This is a genomic window from Microbulbifer rhizosphaerae (assembly GCF_014191725.1).
Classification (GTDB): domain Bacteria; phylum Pseudomonadota; class Gammaproteobacteria; order Pseudomonadales; family Cellvibrionaceae; genus Microbulbifer; species Microbulbifer rhizosphaerae.
The window spans coordinates 111,689-132,433 of record NZ_JACHWZ010000006.1 but is presented as its reverse complement, the minus strand read 5'-3'; the positions used below and the strand labels follow the sequence as shown (position 1 = coordinate 132,433).

General features: G+C 60.8%; 19 protein-coding genes and 1 pseudogene. 16 read left to right on the top strand and 4 right to left on the bottom strand.

Annotated elements, in window-relative coordinates; all coding sequences use genetic code 11:
* The first annotated feature begins 2 nt into the window (after positions 1 to 2).
* From zipA to FHS09_RS07980, 10 genes are all read left to right on the top strand, one after another.
* The gene (zipA, locus tag FHS09_RS08025) at positions 3 to 1,082 is read left to right on the top strand and encodes a cell division protein ZipA (RefSeq protein WP_183458582.1); all 1,080 of its coding nucleotides are present in this window, start codon (positions 3 to 5) and stop codon (positions 1,080 to 1,082) included.
* A 202-nt stretch (positions 1,083 to 1,284) separates the two neighbouring features.
* Positions 1,285 to 3,345: an NAD-dependent DNA ligase LigA gene (gene ligA, locus FHS09_RS08020; RefSeq protein WP_183458580.1), complete on the top strand. Its 2,061-nt coding sequence runs from the start codon at positions 1,285 to 1,287 to the stop codon at positions 3,343 to 3,345.
* Between the two features lie 258 nt (positions 3,346 to 3,603).
* Positions 3,604 to 4,038, top strand: coding sequence for a hypothetical protein (locus FHS09_RS08015; protein WP_183458578.1), 435 nt, complete (start codon positions 3,604 to 3,606; stop codon positions 4,036 to 4,038).
* A gap of 79 nt (positions 4,039 to 4,117) precedes the next feature.
* A complete protein-coding gene (locus FHS09_RS08010) occupies positions 4,118 to 4,561 on the top strand; it encodes a DUF4399 domain-containing protein (RefSeq protein WP_183458576.1) in 444 nt (147 codons plus the stop codon).
* Positions 4,562 to 4,600: 39 nt separating this feature from the next.
* The gene (locus FHS09_RS08005; RefSeq protein ID WP_183458574.1) at positions 4,601 to 5,983 is read left to right on the top strand and encodes a class II fumarate hydratase; all 1,383 of its coding nucleotides are present in this window, start codon (positions 4,601 to 4,603) and stop codon (positions 5,981 to 5,983) included.
* Positions 5,984 to 6,189: 206 nt separating this feature from the next.
* Complete coding sequence (locus tag FHS09_RS08000; protein WP_183458572.1) at positions 6,190 to 6,393, top strand: hypothetical protein; 204 nt, start codon at positions 6,190 to 6,192, stop codon at positions 6,391 to 6,393.
* A 69-nt stretch (positions 6,394 to 6,462) separates the two neighbouring features.
* A complete protein-coding gene (locus tag FHS09_RS07995) occupies positions 6,463 to 7,515 on the top strand; it encodes an AraC family transcriptional regulator (protein WP_183458570.1) in 1,053 nt (350 codons plus the stop codon).
* A gap of 143 nt (positions 7,516 to 7,658) precedes the next feature.
* The gene (locus FHS09_RS07990; protein WP_183458568.1) at positions 7,659 to 9,452 is read left to right on the top strand and encodes an acyl-CoA dehydrogenase C-terminal domain-containing protein; all 1,794 of its coding nucleotides are present in this window, start codon (positions 7,659 to 7,661) and stop codon (positions 9,450 to 9,452) included.
* A gap of 364 nt (positions 9,453 to 9,816) precedes the next feature.
* On the top strand, positions 9,817 to 10,092 hold the full coding sequence (locus FHS09_RS07985; protein WP_221191863.1) for an SCP2 sterol-binding domain-containing protein: 276 nt from the start codon (positions 9,817 to 9,819) through the stop codon (positions 10,090 to 10,092).
* An 88-nt stretch (positions 10,093 to 10,180) separates the two neighbouring features.
* Positions 10,181 to 11,818: an AMP-binding protein gene (locus FHS09_RS07980; protein WP_183458563.1), complete on the top strand. Its 1,638-nt coding sequence runs from the start codon at positions 10,181 to 10,183 to the stop codon at positions 11,816 to 11,818.
* A 177-nt stretch (positions 11,819 to 11,995) separates the two neighbouring features.
* Here FHS09_RS07980 and FHS09_RS23230 read toward each other — a convergent pair whose 3' ends face one another.
* Positions 11,996 to 12,637, bottom strand: coding sequence for a glutathione S-transferase N-terminal domain-containing protein (locus tag FHS09_RS23230; RefSeq protein ID WP_183458561.1), 642 nt, complete (start codon positions 12,635 to 12,637; stop codon positions 11,996 to 11,998).
* Positions 12,638 to 12,750: 113 nt separating this feature from the next.
* Between FHS09_RS23230 and FHS09_RS07970 the strand changes: the two genes are divergently transcribed.
* The 5 genes and pseudogenes from FHS09_RS07970 to FHS09_RS23380 all read left to right on the top strand — a co-directional run.
* Positions 12,751 to 13,194 carry a winged helix-turn-helix transcriptional regulator gene (locus tag FHS09_RS07970; protein ID WP_183458559.1) on the top strand — a complete coding sequence of 148 codons (444 nt, stop codon included), beginning with the start codon at positions 12,751 to 12,753 and terminating at the stop codon, positions 13,192 to 13,194.
* Between the two features lie 181 nt (positions 13,195 to 13,375).
* Complete coding sequence (locus FHS09_RS07965; RefSeq protein ID WP_183458556.1) at positions 13,376 to 13,780, top strand: YciI family protein; 405 nt, start codon at positions 13,376 to 13,378, stop codon at positions 13,778 to 13,780.
* A gap of 25 nt (positions 13,781 to 13,805) precedes the next feature.
* Positions 13,806 to 14,165 carry a DUF1428 domain-containing protein gene (locus tag FHS09_RS07960; protein ID WP_183458554.1) on the top strand — a complete coding sequence of 120 codons (360 nt, stop codon included), beginning with the start codon at positions 13,806 to 13,808 and terminating at the stop codon, positions 14,163 to 14,165.
* 73 nt (positions 14,166 to 14,238) lie between these two features.
* Positions 14,239 to 14,703 carry a phosphate-starvation-inducible PsiE family protein gene (locus FHS09_RS07955; protein ID WP_183458552.1) on the top strand — a complete coding sequence of 155 codons (465 nt, stop codon included), beginning with the start codon at positions 14,239 to 14,241 and terminating at the stop codon, positions 14,701 to 14,703.
* Between the two features lie 9 nt (positions 14,704 to 14,712).
* A pseudogene (locus FHS09_RS23380) lies at positions 14,713 to 14,787 on the top strand (VOC family protein); the annotation flags it as partial.
* Between the two features lie 127 nt (positions 14,788 to 14,914).
* Here FHS09_RS23380 and FHS09_RS07945 read toward each other — a convergent pair.
* Together FHS09_RS07945 and FHS09_RS07940 are read right to left on the bottom strand one after the other, a co-directional pair.
* Entirely contained in the window at positions 14,915 to 16,645 is a 1,731-nt protein-coding gene (locus FHS09_RS07945) for a M28 family metallopeptidase (RefSeq protein WP_183458550.1), read from the bottom strand.
* 593 nt (positions 16,646 to 17,238) lie between these two features.
* Complete coding sequence (locus FHS09_RS07940; protein WP_183458548.1) at positions 17,239 to 18,360, bottom strand: M14 family metallopeptidase; 1,122 nt, start codon at positions 18,358 to 18,360, stop codon at positions 17,239 to 17,241.
* Between the two features lie 655 nt (positions 18,361 to 19,015).
* Between FHS09_RS07940 and FHS09_RS07935 the strand changes: the two genes are divergently transcribed.
* A complete protein-coding gene (locus FHS09_RS07935) occupies positions 19,016 to 19,504 on the top strand; it encodes a hypothetical protein (protein WP_183458546.1) in 489 nt (162 codons plus the stop codon).
* A gap of 149 nt (positions 19,505 to 19,653) precedes the next feature.
* On the opposite strand, the gene FHS09_RS07930 is transcribed toward FHS09_RS07935, so the two are convergent.
* A complete protein-coding gene (locus tag FHS09_RS07930) occupies positions 19,654 to 20,646 on the bottom strand; it encodes an AraC family transcriptional regulator (protein ID WP_343057440.1) in 993 nt (330 codons plus the stop codon).
* Positions 20,647 to 20,745: the final 99 nt, after the last annotated feature.

Sequence of the window (20,745 nt, the reverse complement as noted above, 5' to 3'; positions counted from 1 at the left end):
CAATGGGTAACTGGCTGATTACAATTCTCGCACTGGTGTTGTTGCTCGCAATACTGGACGGTGTGCGGCGGGCGATAAAAAAGCAGCGCGCGGCAATGAAGGTTTCCCGCAACCTGTCCCGGGCCATGCAGCGGGACACCTATGGTGACGGTGACGAAGAAGTGCCGCCGCCGCGCAGTGCGGGCAAAGACGCTTCCGCAGAGGAGGAAGAGGAATACCTGGACCCGGAGGAGGAGGCCAGGCGCCGGCAGATCGCCGCGGAGCTGCCGGGCCAGGTGCGCGTGGTGCAGCGCCGCGCCCTGGAGGAGGCCCTGCAGGTGAACCGCCTGGTGCAGGAGACTTTCCAGTCCTCGCGCAAACCCCTGGCCGGCAGCGGTCCCCACAGGGAAGAACCCGGGAGGGACGAACCGGAACAGGCATCCCTGAACCTGGAAGAGCAGGTGCCCACACTGATGGAGTCGGTGGGCGATGATGCGCGCCGCGAGCCGGCACTGGACGAATCCGCGAGCCTGGAAGCGCTGAACGACATGCCCGCGGCGGAGGAGATGCCGCCGCCGGGGGAGGCGCCGCTGCCCACGAAAAGGTCGCGTAAAACGGAAAAAGCGCCGGACAAGCCGAAGAAAAGACGCCAGGAGAAATCTCCGGTGGAAGAAGTACTGATCATCAACATCATGGCGCAGGAAGGGGACTTGTTCGAGGGCAACGACCTGCTGCGGGTACTGTTGGCGGCGGGGATGCGCTTCGGCGATATGAATATTTTCCACTACCACGCCGGCGGTGGGGCGGACGGCCCAGTGATTTTCAGCCTCGCCAATATGGTGGTGCCCGGCACCTTCGACCTCACCCAGATGGAGGAATTTATCAGCCCCGGGGTCAGCCTGTTCCTGGCGCTGCCCATCGAGGGCGAGGCGATCAAGGCGTTCGAAATCCTGCTCTCCACCTCGCGCCAGATTGCCGAGCAGTTGGGCGGCGAACTCAAGGACGAAAACCGCAGCGTATTCACCGCCCAGACCGCCGAGCACTACCGCCAGCGGGTGATGGAATACCAGCGCCGCAAGGCGCTGGCCAGAGCGCAGGCATAACCCGGGAGCGCGGAGCTTTGTCTCGGTGCGTTGAAGGCTCCTAACCTAGGGGCGCTGAAGGTTCCAGCAGGCCCGTCCCTGTGTAGGAGCGGCCGCTGGCCGCGATCGGACTGCCAACTGCCCGAACGATCGCGGCCAGCGGCCGCTCCTACAAGGTAAAATCCCGTCTCCGGCAATAATTCCCTATCTTTGCAAAACTACAATGACGAAAGCCACCCTTAGACAGCCTCCCACTGAAAAACATCAGCGCGCACAGGAACTCCGCGAAATCCTCCAGCGCGCCAATTACCAATATTATGTGCTGGACAATCCGGAACTGCCGGACGTGGAGTACGACCGCCGCCTGCGCGAGCTGCAGGAACTGGAGAGGGAATACCCGCAACTGGCCACCGCGGATTCCCCCACCCAGCGGGTGGGCGCCGAGCCGCTCACCGCCTTCGCCGAGGTGCGCCACGCGGTGCCGATGCTTTCACTCGACAACGCCTTCAACGAGGAGGAGTTGCTCGAATTCGACCGCCGGGTGCGCGATCGCCTGAACACCGAGAATCCGGTGGAATACGCCTGCGAGCCCAAGCTGGACGGCATCGCCGTCAGCCTGATGTATCGCGACGGCGTGCTGGAACGCGCGGCCACCCGCGGCGACGGCACCACCGGCGAGGACATCACCCGCAATGTGCGCACCATCGGCTCCGTGCCCCTGCGTCTGATGGAAGAGGGTGTGCCCCACAAGGTGCCAGAGTTGCTGGAAGTGCGCGGCGAGATCTATCTGCCCCGGGACGGCTTTGCCAAACTGAACGCCGAGGCGGCGAAGGCGGGAGAGAAAACCTTCGTCAACCCGCGCAACGCCGCCGCCGGCAGCCTGCGACAACTGGACTCGCGCATTACCGCCAGGCGCCCGCTGGAGTTGTGCGTCTACGGTGTGGGCCTGGTGGAGGGCGCCGCGCTGCCGGGCCGGCATACGGAGATATTGCAGCAGCTCAACCGCTGGGGTTTCCGCATCAATAGTGAAATGGCTGCGGCGAAGGATATCCAGGGCTGCATCGACTACTACAAGAAGCTCGGCGAAAAGCGCGAGCAACTGGCCTACGACATCGACGGCATCGTCTTCAAAGTCAACGATATCGGCCTGCAAAGGCGCCTCGGCTTCGTCGCCCGCGCGCCGCGCTGGGCCATGGCCTACAAGTTTCCTGCCCAGGAGGAAATGACCGGGCTGCTGGATGTGGAATTCCAGGTGGGGCGCACCGGCGCGGTAACCCCGGTGGCGCGTCTCCAGCCCGTATTCGTCGGCGGTGTCACCGTCTCCAACGCCACCCTGCACAACCGCGACGAGATAGAGCGCCTGGGCGTGATGATCGGCGACACGGTGGTAATCCGTCGCGCGGGCGATGTGATTCCCCAGGTGGTTTCCGTGGTGGAAAGCCGCCGCCCGAAAAATGTCCGCGCGATCGAATTTCCCACCCACTGCCCGGTGTGCGATTCACCGGTGGAGTCCACTCCCGGGGAAGCGGTGGCCCGCTGCAGCGGCGGTCTGATCTGCAGCGCCCAGCGCAAGCAGGCGATCAAGCACTTCGCCTCGCGCAAGGCCATGGATATCGACGGTCTCGGCGACAAGCTGGTGGACCAGTTGGTGGAGGGCGGACTGCTGCACTCGGTGTCGGGCCTCTACCGCCTGTCGCTGGAGCAACTGGCGGAGCTGCCGCGCATGGGGCAGAAATCCGCGCAGAACCTGCTCGACGCCCTGGAGCGCAGCAAGGCCACCACCCTGCCCAAATTCCTCTACGCCCTTGGCATTCGCGAAGTGGGCGAGGCCACCGCGCGCAACCTGGCGCGGCACTTCGGAGACCTGGAACCCTTGGCGCGGGCGGACGAGGAGGAATTGCAGCAGGTGGAGGACGTGGGTCCGGTGGTGGCGCACTTTGTGGCGGAATTCTTCCAACAGGCCCACGCCCAGGAGGAGATAGAGGCGCTGCGGCAGGCCGGAGTGCGCTGGGAACCGGAAGAGCAGGGTGGCGAAGAGCAGCCGCTTGCCGGCCAGACCTGGGTGCTCACCGGCAAACTGGAGACCCTGTCCCGCAGCGAGGCCAAGGATTATCTGCAGCGCCTCGGCGCCAAGGTGGCCGGCAGTGTGTCCGCCAACACCGCCAGTGTGATTGCCGGCCCCGGCGCCGGTTCAAAACTGAACAAGGCGCGGGAGCTGGATATTCCCATCCTGGATGAAGAACAATTCCTCGATATGCTGCGGGAGCGCGGAATCGAAATCTGATTGCTCTCCGATAATTCCCGACCCACGCGGCTCTGTGGGAGCCTGCCTTGCAGGCGAATTGCCGCGCCCGGACATTCGCCAGCGGGGCTGGCTCCCACTGTCTCGGCCCAGTCAGACTTTGATCAAAAAAATAATCGGGATTTTTCAATTGCGACCCCGGTTATAGCTTTCTCCCGGCTTCGCCGTTAAAGTGGAATGCTATGATTTGATTGCGCCGGATAATTTTTATCCAGCACTGCCGCACTGAGGAAAAGAATAGTGGTCCAGGGCGATCAGGAATCCATTGTCTACGGCTGTATCAAAGACAGCAACAGTCTCGCCGGCGGTTCGGATCGCCGGCGGGTCAACCGGGAGGCCGTGCTCAACCTGCCAAGCGCCGATGAGCGATCCCTTTTGTGCCGGGATATGTTTTCCATTCCCACGATCAAGGTGAAGCAGTCCCAGTACCAGACTGATGTGATCCATTTTGGTGCTTCCTATCGCGCGGTCGAGTACGAGTGGAGCCACTGGATCGAGAAGTTCGAGGAGCTGTTGCGGAGCATGTACTGGGTGTCCGCCACGGTGCACCTGGAAACCGAACTCTCCGGTACCCACTCCTTTACCTGGGAGGCCGCGGGGCTCTACCACGAGCCCGGCAGCGGCGAAATGCAGGTGCGCTGCGAGTGGACCCAGGAGGGCAGGGTCAGCGTGTGACCGCAATATGAATCCAAAGGGCGGATGCGCTGCGGTTATCCTTCTACTAAATTAATTAGCATCAGCAAAGGGAGTTTTTATGAAAGCTTATCAATCCGTATTCCTGGCCGGCACTTTGCTGTTTTCCCCTCTGTTGCAGGCACAGGAACAAAAGCCGCTGGAGCTGATCTCCGAGGCTCCGGAAGGTGCAGAGGTCTATATTATTTCCCCGAAAGATGGCGAAAAGGTCGGCGAAACTTTCACGGTTCGCTTCGGCCTCTCCGGTATGGGTGTGGCCCCGGCGGGTGTGAACAAGGCGGCCACCGGCCACCATCACCTGCTGATCGATCTGGAGGAAATACCGGACTTGAGCAAACCCCTGCCGTCTTCGGACAAGGTGATCCACTTCGGCGGCGGCCAGACCGAAACCCAGGTTACCCTGCCGCCGGGCGTGCACACACTGCAGCTTGTTCTGGGCAACTACCTGCACATTCCCCACAGGAAGCCGGTGGTTTCCGAGAAGGTCACCTTAGAGGTTCAATAGACACCGCGAGTGGCGCGCTCTGCGCAGGGACAGCCAGCCATGAAAAAAAAGTTCCGCACCGAAAAAGACAGCCTGGGTGACGTGCAGGTGCCACAGGGCGCGCTCTATGGTGCGCAGACCCAGCGCGCCGCCGACAATTTTCCGGTGAGTGGCTACCGGATGCCGGAAGAATTCATTCGTGCGATGGTGTTGATCAAAAAGTCCGCCGCCGAGGCCAATCGCGACCTGGGCCTTCTGGACGAACAACTGGCTGCCGCGATTGTCGCCGCCTGTGATGCCGTCAGCGGCGAGGACTTCGCCGCGCAGTTTCCCCTCGATGTTTTCCAGACCGGCTCCGGCACCAGTTCCAATATGAATGTGAACGAGGTGCTGGCCCATATTGCCGAGCGGGACAGCGGTGTGGAAGTGCACCCCAACGACCACGTCAATATGAGCCAGAGCAGCAACGATGTGGTTCCCAGTGCCATTCACGTATCCGCGTTGCTGGCGGTTCGGGACGATTTGCTGCCGGCGTTGCGCCACCTGCACCGCCAGTTGTGCGACAAGGCGGACAGCGTCACCGATGTGGTGAAAACCGGGCGCACTCATCTAATGGATGCGGTGCCCATGACCCTGGCCCAGGAGATTTCCGCCTGGGCGGATCAAGTGGAATCCTGCCGCGAGCGCATACGCGGCACCCTGCCGCGGCTGGCGCAGTTGGCCCAGGGCGGCACCGCCATCGGCACCGGCCTGAACGCCCACCCGCGCTTTGCAGAATTGTTCGCGCAGAAACTCAGTGCCAACAGCACCCAGCAGTTTCGTCCCGCGGAAAATTTGTTTACGGCGATCGCCACTCAGGACACCGCGGTGGAGGTGTCGGGCCAGTTGAAGGTACTGGCGGTGGCATTGATGAAAATCGCCAACGATCTGCGCTGGATGAACAGCGGTCCACTGGCGGGCTTCGCAGAAATCGAATTGCAGGCGTTGCAGCCGGGCAGCAGCATTATGCCCGGCAAGATAAACCCGGTGATTGCCGAGTCCGCGGCCATGGCTGCGGCCCAGGTGATAGGCAACGACACCACCATCACTGTGGCCGGGCAGAGCGGCAATTTCCAGCTTAACGTGATGCTGCCGGTGATCGCTTACAACCTGCTGGAGAGTATCCGCCTGATGGCCAACAGCGCGCGGTTGCTGGCGGACAAGGCCATCGCCACCTTTGCGGTCAAGCGCGAGAATATGGAGCGGACACTGGCGCGCAACCCGATTCTGGTAACGGCACTGAATCCCGTGATCGGCTATGCCCGGGCGGCGGAAATCGCCAAGAAGGCCTACAGCAGCGGCCGGCCGATTCTGGATGTGGCGCGGGAGATGACCGATCTGGGCGAGGACGAGTTGAAGCGGCTGCTGGATCCAAAATCAATGACCTCGAACAGTGACCACTGAGACTGTAAAGCACGGAGGGCCATTGGTTCGGGGTGAACAGGTGCCCACGGTTTTTCTGTTTTTCCGCCGATAAAGCAGTTTGCCGCCCGTGCAGCTCGCGGCGTTTGACAGAGGGAGGGCTATGCTTCACGATTTCGCGCCGCGCCGGTGCGCTACCGGGCATCGACCAGTCGTTCATCGTTCACTACTTGCAAAGCGGAAATCCCATGGCCAAGAAAAGTCGCCGCTCCTTTATCACCAGCGTACTCGCCTGTGTCGCCTTTGTCGCGGCGGCGGTGTGGAGCTGGGACCTGCCGGTGGAAGATGTGATTTCCTACCTGGTGCTGCTGCTGATTTTTTTGCTGGTGATTATCGTCGCTGCGCTGGGTTTTGGTGCTCTGCTGAGCTGGTTGCGTAGGCGCAGGAAATAGTGGACTCCTCCCACAATCTCTTGCGGGTGCGCCTGGTGGCGGCTCGCTACAGCTTTTAAGGGTGCCGGGATGAGCGTGACGGAAGAGGACATCCGCATTCCCATCGCCTACCTGGAGCGGCTGCTGGAGGAGGCGGCGCGGCGCGGCTGTGACCGCGCGGAGCTGCTGGCTTCGGTCGGTATCGAGGAGTCGGAGTTGCAGGGGCGGGCGGCGTTTTCCGCGCTGAAATACGGTCGCCTCTACCAACGGGTGATGTGGCAGGTGCAGGACGAATGGTTCGGCATGCTCAGCGGCGGCCGGGTGCGCTCCGGCTCCTTTCGCCTGCTGTGCCTCACCGTTGTCAACTGCGCAACCGTCCGCCAGGCCATCACGCTGAGTGCGGAATTCATGGAGATCTGCCGCGGTTTCAAGGTGAAACCGGTCCTGGAGCCCGCCGGTACCGGTCGCGAGCGGGTGGTAATCCGCGGTATCAGCTCCCTGGCGGAAGGCGAGTTTGAAAAACTGATCGCGCAGACGGACCCGGGAGTGGTCCGCACGACCCTGGCGGTATGGCACCGCTTCTACTGCTGGCTGGTGGGGCGCGAGATCCCGCTGGCGCGGCTGCACTTTTCCTTTCCCTGCCCGGAGGAGTTCCGCACCCTGGCCCAGAGCGAGGCGGGGGAGCTGCTGTTCGAGCAGGAGGCCAACGCCCTGGAGTACGACAGCCGCTATCTGGATTACCCGGTAGTGCAGAATCCGCAGACGGTGGAGGACTTTATCCGCACCGCCCCCTACCACCTGGTGATCAGCGACGGCAGTGCCAACAGCATCAAGACCAAGGTGAAGACCATCCTGAACCGCGATGTGAGCGAATCCATGCCCGCGGCGGAAATGGTGGCGGAGCGCCTGAATATGTCGGTAACCACTCTGCGCCGACGCCTGCAGCAGGAGGGCACTTCCTATCAGAAGCTGAAGGACGAGTGCCGCATGGAGGCTGCGTTTCACTATCTCAGCTGCCCGGACCTGTCCAATGCGCAGATCGCGGAAATGCTCGGTTTCGACGAGCCCAGCGCCTTCTTCCGCGCCTTTAAGAAATGGACCGGCGCCACCCCGGGCGAGTACCGCAGCCGCAAGGCCGGCTAAGATTTGTCACCGCTTTGGACGGATTTCGCCATAGTGACCCCCGCCGGCTTGCTACTATGATGAACAAATCGTAAATTTGAGTCACAAAATTGACCGTCCGGTCCCTGGGACCGGAGCCACAACAGCGAATTGAGGGTAGCAGGATGACCGATATCAAGATTCCACTGCGCGATATGCGCTTTGCCATGCGCGAATTGTTCGACTGGGATCAGCACTACGCCTCCCTGGGCTACGAGGAAGCCACTCCGGATCTGGTGGACGCCATCCTGGAGGAGGGCGCCAAGTTCTGCGAGAACGTGCTGGCGCCGCTGAACCAGATCGGCGACCAGCAGGGTTGTACCTGGAAGGATGGCGAAGTCATCACTCCCGAGGGCTTCAAGGAAGCCTACCAGCAGTTCGTGGAAGCCGGCTGGCCCTCCCTGGCCCACGACGTGGAGCACGGCGGCCAGGGCCTGCCCCCGTCCCTGGGCACCCTGATGAGCGAGATGGTGGGCACCGCCAACTGGTCCTGGGGTATGTACCCGGGGCTGTCCCACGGCGCCATGAATACCCTGGAGGCCCACGGCACTCCGGAGCAGAAGGAAGCCTACCTGACCAAGCTGGTGGAGGGTTCCTGGACCGGCACCATGTGCCTCACCGAGCCCCACTGTGGCACTGACCTGGGCATCCTGCGTACCAAGGCCGAGCCCAACGCGGACGGCTCCTATGCCATCACCGGCACCAAGATCTTTATCTCAGCTGGCGAACACGACATGGCCGAGAATATCGTGCATATCGTGCTCGCGCGCCTGCCCGACGCTCCTCCCGGCACGAAGGGCATTTCCCTGTTTATCGTGCCCAAGTTCCTGCCCAACGCGGATGGAACTATCGGCGAGCGCAACGGCGTGGTTTGCGGTTCCCTGGAGCACAAGATGGGTATCCACGGCAACGCCACGGCGGTGCTCAACTTCGACGGCGCCAAAGGTTTTTTGATCGGAGCGCCGAACAAGGGTTTGAACTGCATGTTCACCTTTATGAACACCGCGCGCCTGGGCACTGCCCTGCAGGGTCTCGCCCACGCAGAGGCCGGCTTCCAGAAATCCCTGGCCTATGCCAAGGACCGTTTGCAGATGCGCGCCCTGTCCGGCCCGAAAAATCCGCAGGGCCCGGCGGACCCGATTATCGTGCACCCGGACGTGCGCCGCATGCTGCTGACCCAGAAGGCCTTCGCCGAGGGCGGCCGCATGCTGATCCTGCTGTGTGCACAGCAGGTAGATCGCACCCACAAAGGTAGCGAGGAAGAGAAAAAGGAAGCCGACGAATTGCTGGCCTTCCTGACGCCGATCGCCAAGGCCTTCCTCACCGAAACCGGTTTCGAATCCGCCAACCTGGGCCTGCAGTGCTTCGGTGGTCATGGCTATATCGCCGAGTGGGGCATGGAACAGAATGTGCGCGACGCGCGTATCGCCACTATCTACGAGGGCACCACCGGGGTCCAGGCGCTGGACCTGCTGGGCCGCAAGGTGCTGATGAGCCAGGGCGAACTGCTGCGCCGTTTCACCAAAGTCGTGCACAAGTTCTGCCAGGCGGAAGTCGACAACGAGGCTCTGTCCCCGTTTATCGGCAAACTGCAGGAGCTGAACAAACAGTGGGGTGATCTCACCCTGCACGTGGGCGCCAAGGCGATGGAAAACCCGGATGAAGTGGGAGCTGCCTCCGTGGACTATCTGATGTTCTCCGGTTATGCCGTCCAGGCCTATCTCTGGGCCCGTGTGGCCAAGGTGGCCAATGACAAACTGGCCGAGGGCTCCGGCGAGGCGGATTTCTACAAGGCCAAGCTGGCCACCGCGAGCTTCTTCTACGACCGCATAGTGCCGCGCACCGCTGCCCACGCCGCGGCGATCCAGAGCGGCGCGGACAACCTGATGGAGCTGGATGCGGAGCACTTCGCTTTCTGAGTCCTGTTGCCAATAAAAAGCCGCCGCTGCCCGGCAATTTTTTATTGCACCCCTTGTAGGAGCGGCCGTTGGCCGCGATCGGACAGCGATTCAATCCACAGCCGTTGATTCGCGCGATAGCTCGGCACGTCCATGTGCCTCGGCCTTCAACCAGCTAAAGCTGTTCAAATCCACTCCTGGCGGATTTGTCCATGTGGCGCTCACCCTACGGGCGCCTTCGGCGCCCAAATTGGTTCCCGACCCATTTGTCGCGGCCAATGGCTGCTCCTACGAGGGGGAATACAAACTATAAAAAACTTTCGGAATTGACCGCCCCATGCAACTGCCGGACCAAACACTCACCCGCCTGCGGCGCCTAACTTGTTTGCACCCACTCACTCGGGTACAGTTCCGGCTACCGGATGCCAGCGATTTTTACATTCTCCTTTCGGGCCAATCCGGCGACAATGCCGCCGTGCAGAAACCGGGCCAGACGGAGGAGGCAGCGCTGGTACTGGAAATGTCCCAGAGCACACTCAGCGCGGTCATCAATGGCCGTCTCAGTGCGCGCCACGCGTTCCTGCTGGGGGAAATCCGTTATTCCGGAGACCGGGAACTGGCAGCCTCACTGGCAGACCTTTTCTGCTCTAAAGAACAATAAATAGTCCGTATTCCTCGCAGTTTGGGCGATTTCGTCTATAAAAACGGAAGGTGCGGGCAAACGACAACAATAGACTGGGAGAAGACAGTTGAACATCGAACGCAGCATACTCGAGGTATTTTCAGACGCCTGCGCCAGGTTCAGTGACAGGCCGGCATTTACCTGCCTGGGGCAGACGCTCTCCATCGGCGATATTGACAAACTGAGCGCAAAGTTTGCCTCCTACCTGCAGAACCACACCGACCTGGAGCCCGGCGATCGCATCGCCGTGCAACTGCCCAATGTGCTGCAGTACCCGGTAGTCGTGTTCGGCGCCCTGCGCGCTGGGCTGGTGGTGGTGAATACCAATCCCCTGTACACCCAGCGCGAGCTGAAGCACCAGCTCAACGACTCCGGTGCCAAGGCGCTGGTGGTGCTCGCCAATATCGCCGATACCGCTTCCCAGGTGGTTCCCGAGACCGGCGTCGAGCAGGTGATCGTCAGCGAAATCGCCGACCTGCACAGCCCGGTCAAACGCATGCTGATCAACAGCGTCGCCAAGTACATCAAGAAAATGGTGCCCGAGTTCTCCTTCACCAACCAGGTGAACTTCCGAGACGCCGTGGCCCTGGGTGGCAAGCAACCCCACAGCGACGTACAGCGGACGCCGGACGATATCGCCGTGCTGCAGTACACCGGCGGCACCACTGGTGTGGCCAAAGGCGCCATGCTCACCAACCGCAATCTGGTGGCCAATATGGAACAGGTGCGTGAGGCCCTGGGCGATTCCATGAAAGAGGGTGCGGAACTCTATGTGGCACCGCTGCCCCTGTACCATATCTACGCCTTCACCATTCACTGCATGTGCCTGTTCGCCACCGGCAACCACTCCCTGCTGATCCCCAACCCGCGGGATATTCCGGCGTTCGTGAAGACTCTCAAGGGGCTGCGCTTTACCGGCTTTGCCGGCCTCAACACCCTGTTCAATGGCCTGATGCGCAACCCGGATTTCGCCAACCTGGATTTCAGCAAGCTGCACACCACCTGTTCCGGCGGCATGGCGCTCACCCGCGATACCGCCAACCGCTGGGAAAAAATAACCGGCTGCCCGGTGACCGAGGGCTACGGCCTGACAGAAACCTCTCCGGTGGTTTCCTTCAACCCCACGGAAGCGGTGCAGATGGGTACCGTGGGTGTTCCGGTACCGGGTACCGAAGTGAAAGTGATCGACGAAAACGACAACGACCTGCCCAACAACTCCCCGGGTGAGCTGTGCGTGCGCGGCCCGCAGGTAATGAAGGGCTACTGGCAGCGCCCTGAGGCCACGGCGGATTCCATCGATAGTGACGGCTGGCTGAGGACCGGCGATATGGCGGTGATTCAGGACGACGGCTATATCAAAATCGTCGATCGCAAGAAAGACATGATCATCGTCTCCGGCTTCAACGTCTATCCCAATGAGATTGAGGATGTGGTCAGCACCCACGACAAGGTCGCCGAGGCCGCGGCCATCGGCATCCCCGACGAAAAGAGTGGCGAACTGGTCAAACTGTTTGTTGTCAAGGCCGATCCCTCCCTCACCGAAGAAGAGGTGCTCGCCTACTGCCGGGAAAACATGACTGCCTACAAGGTGCCCAAGCAGGTAGAGTTTCGCGAAGAACTGCCGAAGACCAATGTGGGCAAAATTCTGCGCCGGGCGCTGCGCGATGAGGAATTGAAAAAATCCGGGACGCCGGTAAGCGCCTGATTTTTGTTTTCCCAAATAAAAAAACCGCTGGAGACAGCGGGGTTTTTGATGAAGCTCATCCCTGTGCTTCATCCTTTGGGTCAGCTAAAGCCGACCCAAAGCGCTCCCGGCGCTTTTGTGTGGGAGAATCAACCACAGTCTTTGACCCAGCTGCATTCAGATCCGGGCAACCTCATCTCAGAGAAAAGCAAAGAGCTTGCCACCGGGCAGCCGTTCCATCGCCTGCTCAAAGGCCGGTCTTCCCTTGATGCGGTGATACCACTCCAGTACAGCGGGATAGTCGTCGAAGCTGGCCGAGGTGAGCTCGTGGGTTTGGCAGTAACTGAAGCCGATCAGATCGGCGATTGTCAGGTCATCGCCCGCCAGGAAGGAATGCGCGGACAGCTGCTTTTCAATGATGGGGAGCTGGGCGGTCAGGAACTGCGTGGCCTCCTCAACGGCGCCACCATCGGGGCTGCTGCCCAGTGCCTTCGGCTTGACCACCTCTTCAAATACCAGCACGGTCAGGTGCCGGCCGATATGCAGTGCCATTAAATCGACCCACTGATTGATCCGGGCCCGAGTCTCCGGAGAATCCGCATAGAGTCGATTACCGCTACGCTCGGCCAACAGGCGGCAGATGGCGTTGCTTTCAAAATAGTGGTTGCCGTCCAGTTCCACCGCAGGCACTTTGCCCAGCGGGTGGCGCTGCAGGTGCTCAGGTGTTTTGTGTTCGCCGGCTTGGGCATCCAGCAGATGCAACTGGTAGTCGAGGCCCAGCTCTTCGGCAGTCAGGAGCACTTTGATCAGGTTGAAAGTGGGGAAGCTGTAAATATTCACTGCAATTATCTCCTTTTGGGTTAGAACGCGAATTCATTTCGATATACTTGCATTTCACAAGTACGGTAGACGGGTTAATTGCAAAATGCAAGTATATTTCCTAAACTGATTTTATGCCCAACTGCCCTGATACCATCCCCGCTACCATGCGCTCCCGCTGTGCCCTGGCCAATGGCCTCGAAATCCTCGGCGATCGCTGGACATTGCTGATCATTCGCGACCTGATGTTTACCAACCGCCGCGAGTTTCGCCATTTCCTCGCGTCCAGCGAGGGCATTTCCACCAACATCCTCACCGACCGGCTACAGCGCCTGCAAGGCGCCGGTATTATCAGCAAACGCCCCCACCCCGACCACGGTAAAAAATTCATTTACGAACTCACCACCGCCGGCCGGGCCCTGGCGCCCACCATGATCGAATTCGCCCTGTGGGCGCTACACACCATCGAAGGCACCTTCCTGCCGCAGCCACTGCTCGACATGATGGAAAATCACCGGGATGAACTGGTCGAAAAGATCGGCAGGGGCGAGTATCTGCTGGAGCTTGATCTGCGGTGAGAGCGCGAGGGTTGTCTCCCAGGGCGCGGTAGTAGAACTTGATCGGGTAGTTGCGATCGCGCGATAAGAATTATGATGACAATGTCGAAACCTGATTGCGCTGCTCGACTATTGTGGAGACGGTCATTTGCCATTTGAATTGCATTCAATAAATTTTGACTATTACTACAGGAGAGCGGTTATGCGTTTCATGATGTTGATGATTCCCAAGGGTTACGAGAAGGCCGAGCCGGGCGCTATGCCGGAGACGGACGCCGTGGAGGCGATGATGAAGTATAACGCCGAGTTGCAGGAGGCCGGGGTGCTGCTCAGCCTGGAGGGGCTGCATCCACTCTCCATGGGGGCACGGGTGTCCTTCAGCGACGGTGTGCCCACGGTTACCGACGGCCCTTTTGTGGAAACCAACGAAGTGCTGGGTGGTTTCTGGATGATCAACGTGGCGTCCAAGGAGGAGGCGATCGAGTGGGCCAAACGCTGCCCGGCGTCCGATAACGAGATTATAGAGCTGCGCCAGGTGCAGGAGTTTGAAGATTTCCCGGAGGATGTGCAGGAGGCCGCCGCCGAGTTCAAGGCCATACAATCTTGACGATTCAATAAAAGGAGCCCATACCATGGCACGTTATATCGATGGATTTGTATTGCCGGTACCCAGGAAGAACCTGGAGGCCTATCGCAAGATGGCCGAGGAGGCGGGCGAGGTGTGGAAGGAATACGGTGCGCTGGAATATATCGAGTGCGTCGCCGACGATGTGCAGTCCGGCGAGGTCACTTCCTTCCCCCAGAGTGTGCAGCTTCAGGATGATGAGACAGTGATCTTCTCCTGGATTGTGTACGAGTCCCGGGAAAAACGCGACGAGGTCAACGAGAAGGTGATGAAGGACCCGCGTATCGCCGGTATGGATATGCAGAATCTGCCCTTCGACGGCAAGCGCATGTTCTGGGGCGGCTTCGAGACCATCGTGGAGATGTAACGGCCCGCGACCCGCTTTTGCGCTATATATTACCCTGCATGTCAATGAGCAGGGCAGGCCATGAGCGATGGCGATGAGCGATGGCGATGAGCGGCACAGGTTGATTCACGACGAGTTGCCCAAGGAGCATGAGGACCCGCTGATCCGGGTGCTGCATCTGGTGATCCGCAGCTCGGTGCGCCTGCTGGCGATACTGATGATGCTGGTGATTATTTGGGGCGTTGGCGATGTTGTATACGTCATGTACCAGCGCCTGAGTGAACCCCCGATGCTGCTGCTGGACTCCGACGACATTTTTGATGTGTTCGGTGCTTTTATGCTGGTGCTGATCGCCATCGAGATATTTATCAATATCCGCCTGTATCTCGGTTCCAATGTGATTCCGATACAACTGGTGGTGGCCACGGCGCTAATGGCGATAGCGCGGAAAGTGATCGTGCTGGACCTGGAGGATTGGACGCCGATGTATGTGCTGGGAATCGCCGCCGTGGTCCTAGCGCTGGGGATTACCTACTGGCTGATAGCCAAAAAAGACTGAGGAGCGGCCATGCAAAAAATTAGGCCATGCCTGTGGTTTGACGGCCGCGCCGAAGAGGCCACGGAGTTTTACACTTCTGTTTTTAATGATTCCCGGCAACGGCCGCTCCTACATTGGGCGGGCCTGCGGCCCGTTGCGGAGCTGGAGCCTTCAGCGCCGGATAAAAAGCTCCGCATTCCCGGGGCGAGGCCGTTTTCAACGGAGAAGTTATTTATTTCCTGGCCTCGGCACTGGCATCGCGAATCGCGCGGAATTCGTTGCCTTCATACCAGTTGGGCCAGTCGCGGCTGTTGGCCAGTTGCAGGCCCAGGTCCAGCCCCAGTTGTAGGTCCATGGCGGTGCCTTCCAGGTTCCAGTCGGGGTCGTACTCGTCCGCTGGCTTGTGGTAGGCGTGGGCGGTGTACTGCTCGGACTGCTGCTGCGCCCACTCGCGGCCGTGCTCGAAGCTGTCGCTGCCGGACTTGAAATAGAGCATGGGTACGCCCTTCTTTGCCAGGCTGAAGTGATCGGAGCGGTAGAAGTAGCCACGCTCCGGATGCTCTTCCGGCGCCAGGTAGCGGTCCTGTTGCTTGGCGGTTTTCTTCAGCATTTTTTCCAGTTCACTGTTGCCGTAACCCACAACGATCACATCGCGCATGGGCCCCAGTACGCCCAGGGCATCGAAGTTAATACCGGCAACCGTCTCGGCCAGCGGCACTACCGGGTTGGCGGCGTAGTATTTGGAGCCCAGCAATCCGGATTCCTCCGCGGTGACCGCGACGAACAGCAGTGAGCGGTCCGGCCTGTCTTCCAGCGCGGCGGCTTGGCGGGCCATGGCCAGCAGGCCGGCGGTGCCGGTGGCATTGTCCACTGCGCCGTTGAAAATATGGTCCTCGCCTCCGGCGTTTTCATTGATGCCGAGATGGTCCCAGTGGGCGGTGTAGATAATGGCTTCGTCCGGGAATTTCTCACCGGGCAGTTTGGCCACCACATTGCGGGAATCGGAAGTGCGCAGCTGGTTGCTGAGTTGCACGCTGGCGCTCAGGCCCAGGGGCTTGGCCACAAATTCTCGGGTCTTGGCCGCCTCCATCTCCCCTGCCAGATCCAGGCCCGCGGCCTTGAAGAGTTCCCCGGCGGCTTCGCCGGTCATCCAGGCCTCCACCGCCACGCGGCCGGCATTTTTGTTTTCCGCTGCCAGGCTGATCTGCGCGCCGGACCAACTGCCGCTGACCACTTCCCAGGGATAGCCGGCCGCACCGGTCTCATGAATGATGATGGCGCCATCGGCGCCCTGGCGCGCGGCCTCCTCGAATTTGTAGCTCCAGCGGCCGTAATAGGTCATGGCGTTGCCATTGAACAGGGCCTTATCCTGGGTGGCGTAGCCGGGGTCGTTGACCAGGATCACCGCGGTCTTGCCTTCCATGTCCAGACCGGCGTAGTCGTTCCAGTTGTTTTCCGGAGCGACAATGCCGTAGCCGACGAATACCAGTTCGCTGCTCTCCAGCGCGGAGGACTCTGTCTGGCGCTGGGTAAAGGCGACCATATCGGTGAGCGGCTGCAGGGGTTTCTCGAAGCCCTCGCCTTTGATCGTCAGCGGGGTGGATTCGATTTGCATTTCCACCACCGGCACCTGCTGGAACCAACTGGGGTCGCCTTCGGCGTCGACGGTACCGGGTTCCAGTCCCAGGGCTTCGAACTGTTCCGCTAGGTAGTTGACGGTCAGTTCCTCGCCGCGGGTGGCGGGAGCGCGGCCCTCGAATTTGTCGGAGGCGAGAATTGCGATGTGCTTGTGCAGGTCCGCGGCCATTTCCGCGATCTGTGATTGGCCGGCTTTCGCCTGCTCTTGCTGTTCAGCGGTCTCAGTTTGGGAGGCGGGCGTTGCGGCTTCTTTGCCACAGGCACCCAGGCCGCCGGCAATGGCTGCGGCCAGGCCCAGGCGGCGCCAGAGTTGTGGGATCTGCATAGTGCTGTCCTGTGAATCTTATTCTGAAGCGGATTAAGGTAGCAAAAAGCGCGCCGGGGGCCGAAGGATTCTGTGCTGAAATTTCCGTGTTACACAGCAGGTTTTATGGGGAGCCTGGGGTGTAGGAGCGGCCGTTGGCCTCGATCGGCTTTACTTCGTAGTTATGAATGGGCGACCCTGCTGCCGGAGGTAATTTGCGGGACACGGGCTGGGCGTCCCCCTTAAATACATCCTTGGCAGATTTTTGCTCCTGCAAAATCTGCACTTCCGCTGGGCGGCACTCCGCTGGGCGGCACTCCGCTGGGCGGTACTCCGCTGGGCGGCACCCCGCCATCCATGGCGGTCGTACGCTCTCCGCGGCCATCCATGGCCGCAGACAAAATGGCAGGACTGCCATTTTGGAAGCCGAAGGCGCCCGAAGGGCGAGGACCAGGGATAACCCGAGTCACCGTCTCGCAAATTACATCCGGCATCAGGGCCTTCGCATAGCGATCATCACTCTGGTCTAATGCTGATCGCGGCCAACGGCCGCTCCTACACGAGACAGTGCGGGCCGGCAGCCCGTTGCGGAGCTGGAGCTTCGCGGTCCCGGGTTACAGTGCCTTCAGGGTTTCGCGGATCGGGAAGAGAATATCCCGCGCCAGCTGCTGGCTGCGTGCCGGGGACCAGCCCTCGATGGGGTCGGGTAGTTCCTCGTTGTCCTTGAACGGCATTTCCAGGGTCAGCGCCAGGGTGCGGAACTGGTGGCCGCACCAGTTGGTGCCGACGGTCATGTTGGCCTTCCCGGGTTTGTCCAACTCGTAACCGCGAGCGGTCTGGAAGTCCGGGCTGGCGGCGACAAAGGCGCGCTTGAAGGTTTCCTCCAGCCTACCGTGGCGCTCGTCATAGCCGGGGATGCCCTCGCAGGCGGCCACGAAGTTGTAGGGCAGGGCCTCGTCCCCGTGAATATCCAGGAAGATATCGCCGCCCACCTCCAGCATTCTCTCCCGCACCAGGTAGACCTCCGGGCTTCTGTCCATACTGGGCTCCAGCCACTCGCGGTTGAGGTTCGCGCCCACGGCATTGGTGCGCAGGTGGCCGCGCACGCTGCCGTCCGGATTCATATTGGGGACGATGTAGAAGACGGTGTCGTCGAGCAGGTTCCGCGCCGAGGGGTTGGCCGGGTCCAGCAGTGCCTCCAGGAAGCCCTCCACAAACCACTCCGCCATGGTCTCGCCCGGGTGCTGGCGGGCGATCATCCATACCCGATGCTTCGCCGTCCCGGGGTCGCCCACGGTGAGCAGGCTCATATCACGGCCGTCCAGGGTCCGGCCCAGGGTCTCCAACTGCACCCGGTCGTCCCCCTGGGCCCAGGCCAGCAGGTCCAGGTGGCGCTCCCAGGAGAAGGGGGCGAAGTAGGCCAGGTAGATGGCCGGGCGATCCAGCTCCACAGTGAAATCCAGGGTTTTGCCGTCGTACTCTGCGCCGATACGAAACCAGTTCTGGCGATCGTAGGAAGCGCACACCCGGTAGTTCTCCCAGCCCTCGGGGTAGGCGGCCTTGCCGGCGTTGACGATGCGCAGTGGGTAGCTCGCGCCCACTTCGCCCTCCAGGCGGAAATGGAACCACTGGTAGAAGTCGGAGTTATTATCCTGACGGATCGCCAGTTCGATGGGGCTGCTGTCGATATTGACGACTTCGATATTGCCGCTGTCAAAGGCGCTGGTGATATACATGAATCCACTCCGGGTTGGGTAACGCGCGCAGGATACAGCGGTGCGAAGAATTTTTCAGTTTATGCATAGCGGTACAGGACGTACCGCCACGGCCGAAGACCGGACAAGTAGGTAAAAAGAAAAGCGGGGCACCGCTCACGCGATACCCCGCTTTCGCCATTCCATGGCGGCACCCGTTGCGACTACTGCTCCCTGAAATTTCCGGTGTCGGACCCCGGCGACTGCTTACTGCCCGGCCTGAACACAAGTGCGCAAGATCGCACCGACAGAAATTGTGTACTGCTCCCTTACATACCGCATCAGGTGCTGATTAAAGTTTAGGCAGCCGCGCGGCGGCTTGGTGGTGTGTGGCGTGAGGTTGGCGCAGATTTGGTTAAGTTTTGACCATTTTGATTCGGGAGAGTTCGTTTCCTCGCCTCACAAATACTGTCTTTGCGACCTGGGCTACATTATTAACCCGTCACCAATCTAAATTGGGTTGATAACGCGGCACAGGGCTATGCCGCCGGCGGCGCGATCCGTTAGCATTTTGTGAGAGACATCAAATAGAAGGGAAGTGACGCCACTTCCGACTTCAGGGATATACCGGTAAGCTAGCAGGTCGGTTGTACGGGCCCGTGCCCGCCATTCACGGTTGTTATATAAGAGATATATTATGAACAGAACACTCAAGCGTGGCGTTGCCGCCAGTTGCCTGTTGGCCCTGACCATCAACCTCACCGCCTGCGGCTACTTTCTCTACCCGGAGCGCAAGGGCCAGACCGGCGGCCGTGTGGACCCGGTAGTGGTGATCCTGGATGGCGCGGCCCTGCTGTTCGGCATACTACCGGGCATCGTGGCCTTTGCGGTGGACTTTACCAACGGCACTATCTACCTGCCGGCCGGCGGCAGCTCCGCCATCGACCGCCACCTGAGTGCCATCGATACCGACAAGGCGCAGACGGTGATTGATCAGGACGGCCAAGTCTGGCTGCAGCTTCCGCTGGAGGAGCTGTCCGCTGGGGGAGAAGACCTGCAACAGCTGGGAGCGGCCCTGTCCAGCTACACCGGTCGCCAGGTGGCGGTGCGGGACATCGTCTGGCTGGAAGACCTGGCCGCGTTGCGTGCGGTAACCGCCGAGGCCGGTGCCACCGCTGCGCGCTGATCGGTTCGCGTTCGCAGGGATGGTCGTTGGCCGCGATTGGTTTGTGGGACCAAACCACCGCCGATCGCGGCCAGCGGCCGCTCCTACAGAAGTATCAGGGGATTTCGCCAAACAGCGTTTTCCCCCGAAAAATCCTGATTGCTCTCTTCCTACTCATCACTCGCCTTAAAAGCTTTGGGTGACATCCCGGTCCAGCGCCGGAATGCTTTTCCGAAGGCGCTCTCGTCGCAGTATCCCAGCGCCACAGCGATTTCCGCGTTGTTCCTATCCCCCCGGCGCAGCCACTGGCGGGCGTATTGGCTGCGCACTTCATCCTGGAGTCTGCGAAAACTGGCCTTCTCTTCCAGCAGCTTGCGCCCCAGGTGGCGTGGACTGATGCACAGCCGGCTGGCCACCTGCTCGCGTGTGAGTTGGGGCTCCTGCTGCAGCAGGTGGGTCACCTGTAGTTGCAGACTTTTGCGATTGAGGGTGCTGAGCAGCGCGTCCGCCTCCGGCTTGAGACGCTCCATTACCTGTTGGTCCGCGGCCATCAGGGGAAGCTCCAGATCCTGCGGGCGCAGGCGGATGGCGGAGACCGGCGCATTGAACTGTACCTGGCACTGCAGCAACTGCTGATACTGCTGCTGCAGTGCCAGGGAGGGAGAGGGGTGGGCCAGTTGTACGCCCTGCGGGCGGAAGCGGCGCCCGGTCATACTGCGGGCCTGGGTCAGGCAGGCGGAGAGCGCCGTTTCCACCCGCAGCCGCGCGCAGCGCAGGTAGTTGTGCTGGTAGCAGAGATCCACATGATGGCCGCCGCGGCGCAGTTCGAATTGTCCGCCTTCCCCCACCAGCGGGTGGTAGGTCAGCAGCTGTTCCATGGCGGCGCCCAGGGTTTTCTGGGCCATCAGCAGGTAGCCCACCAGGCCCATCTGGCTGATCTGCATGGCCCCGCCCAGCTTGATGCCGAGCAGTGGGTCCGGATAGGCCTCCGCGAGGGCCTGCCACAGCTGTTCCTGGATTCCCATGGGCACTCGCTGATGAGCGTCCATCCCGGCCAAAACAGTTTGAGCGGCCGGAGGGAGAGGCAGTTCCAGGCTGCGCAAAGCCGCTGTGATCGCCCGGGTGTAGCTAAGTGTGACGCTTCTGGAATCGGTGGATTTCACTGCTCCTGTCCGAAATTAACCAATAATTGCCCTATTGTGACGATCTGCCCGGGGCTTGTCACGGTATCTTTAACATCGCAATTACCATAGCGGAAGAAT

Excerpts from the sequence above, each read along its gene's own strand:
- zipA (WP_183458582.1), top strand. The coding sequence starts at position 3 with ATGGGTAACTGGCTGATTACAATTCTCGCACTGGTGTTGTTGCTCGCA.
- ligA (WP_183458580.1), top strand. The coding sequence starts at position 1,285 with ATGACGAAAGCCACCCTTAGACAGCCTCCCACTGAAAAACATCAGCGC.
- FHS09_RS08010 (WP_183458576.1), top strand. The coding sequence starts at position 4,118 with ATGAAAGCTTATCAATCCGTATTCCTGGCCGGCACTTTGCTGTTTTCC.
- FHS09_RS08005 (WP_183458574.1), top strand. The coding sequence starts at position 4,601 with ATGAAAAAAAAGTTCCGCACCGAAAAAGACAGCCTGGGTGACGTGCAG.
- FHS09_RS08000 (WP_183458572.1), top strand. The coding sequence starts at position 6,190 with ATGGCCAAGAAAAGTCGCCGCTCCTTTATCACCAGCGTACTCGCCTGT.
- FHS09_RS07995 (WP_183458570.1), top strand. The coding sequence starts at position 6,463 with ATGAGCGTGACGGAAGAGGACATCCGCATTCCCATCGCCTACCTGGAG.
- FHS09_RS07990 (WP_183458568.1), top strand. The coding sequence starts at position 7,659 with ATGACCGATATCAAGATTCCACTGCGCGATATGCGCTTTGCCATGCGC.
- FHS09_RS07970 (WP_183458559.1), top strand. The coding sequence starts at position 12,751 with ATGCCCAACTGCCCTGATACCATCCCCGCTACCATGCGCTCCCGCTGT.
- FHS09_RS07965 (WP_183458556.1), top strand. The coding sequence starts at position 13,376 with ATGCGTTTCATGATGTTGATGATTCCCAAGGGTTACGAGAAGGCCGAG.
- FHS09_RS07960 (WP_183458554.1), top strand. The coding sequence starts at position 13,806 with ATGGCACGTTATATCGATGGATTTGTATTGCCGGTACCCAGGAAGAAC.
- FHS09_RS07955 (WP_183458552.1), top strand. The coding sequence starts at position 14,239 with ATGAGCGATGGCGATGAGCGGCACAGGTTGATTCACGACGAGTTGCCC.
- FHS09_RS07945 (WP_183458550.1), bottom strand. The coding sequence starts at position 16,645 with ATGCAGATCCCACAACTCTGGCGCCGCCTGGGCCTGGCCGCAGCCATT.
- FHS09_RS07940 (WP_183458548.1), bottom strand. The coding sequence starts at position 18,360 with ATGTATATCACCAGCGCCTTTGACAGCGGCAATATCGAAGTCGTCAAT.
- FHS09_RS07935 (WP_183458546.1), top strand. The coding sequence starts at position 19,016 with ATGAACAGAACACTCAAGCGTGGCGTTGCCGCCAGTTGCCTGTTGGCC.